This window comes from Streptomyces sp. GQ60 (assembly GCF_059758875.1).
This window is the reverse complement of the sequence record NZ_JCAXEG010000056.1, coordinates 1-1376: the sequence shown is the minus strand read 5'-3', so window position 1 is coordinate 1376 and position 1376 is coordinate 1. Positions and strand designations below refer to the sequence as shown.

Below are 1376 nucleotides of genomic sequence, written 5' to 3'. Positions count from 1 at the left end.
CCCCGAGGCTGCTATATCGCGTCAAGTTGATTGGCGTGATCCGTAAGGCTGGCTGCCTGGGTTCGATTCGGGGATTCGAGGATCTTGAAGATTTGCCGGCAGATGGTGCGCTTGAGGCAACGCTGTGCGTCTCGTGAGGTCTTGCCCTCAGCCATTCTGCGGGCGACGTAGACCTTCGTGACCGGGTCCAGTCGCATCCTGATCAACGTGACGGTATGCAAGGCCCGGTTGAGTTGCCGGTCACCGCTGCGGTTGATGCGATGCCGGTTCGTCAGTCCCGACGACGCCGGGATGGGCGAGACGCCGGCGAACGAGGCGAAGGCCGCTTCGGATCGAAAGCGGCCGGGGTGTGACCAACTGACCAGTACCTGGGCAGCGGTGATAGGGCCGACCCCGAGCAGGTCCAAAAGTTGGGGAGCCATCTCGCGGACCAGGCGAAGGATCTCTGCCTCGAGCTCCTTGGCTTCTGTCTGAAGCATCTGGACTCGCTGGGCGGTCGAGCGGAGGGCCCAGACGGTCATTCGATGCTCGATGCCTTGGGTCGGCCGGTCCCTGAGCTGCGCACATTGGGTGATCTGAGCGGGCCGTTTCAGCTTCCTCAGTTCGGCTCGGAGATCGTCCGGAGCTGAGACGATCAGCGCCTTGAGCTGGTTGATCGCCGCCGTCGAGGCGAGGACGGCACCCTGGCGGGTGACGAGAAGAACCCGCAGGGCCTCGCGCTCGCCACGGTGCCGGGGCGCGATGAGATGCTCGCTGGCCAGGGCTTCCTTGGCTGCCCGGATGGCATCGATCATGTCGGTCTTGCGGCCGCCGCGGACCGGTGGCCGCTTGGGACGCAGGACTTCAACGACGTGCTCGCCGGCTTCGCCGAGGAAGGCGGCCAGTCCGGCCCCGTAACTGCCGACGCCTTCCAGCGCCCAACAGCGTCGGCCGGGGATCTGCTGGCGGGCGAAGTCCAGCATGCGCCGGTACCCGCGGGCGTTGGCGGGTGCGTCGGTGGTAGCGAGGACGGATCCGATCGGGCTGACGGCAGCCGCGGCAAGCGTGTCTCGATGGGTATCGACGCCGATGACGCCGTCGACTCGTTCTGCAAGCATGGTCACGCGGTTGTTCTCCTCTTCGGCTGGACGACCGTGGTCGGCGCCGGCCTGGGTGGAGTCACCGCGTGGCATAACTGTGATGAGTCACGTCGAAATGGCGGACAAGCTGCTGATCAAGCCAACGGGGTGGGCCAGGCCGACGCCGACGTCCGGCAGACATCTCGGGGGCACGGCAGACTCTGACGAGCCGCCAATTACCGTTTCGGGTCATGCCGGACGCCGACATCAGCCTGGCAGCAACCCAACCCGGGCCGCAGGTCGACTATCACAATTACC

General features: G+C 65.7%; 1 protein-coding gene. It reads right to left on the bottom strand.

Annotated features, from left to right (window positions below; all coding sequences use genetic code 11):
* Positions 1-11: 11 nt before the first annotated feature.
* On the bottom strand, positions 12-1103 hold the full coding sequence (locus tag AC6CKD_RS37920) for an IS110 family RNA-guided transposase (protein WP_498333977.1): 1092 nt from the start codon (positions 1101-1103) through the stop codon (positions 12-14).
* Positions 1104-1376: the final 273 nt, after the last annotated feature.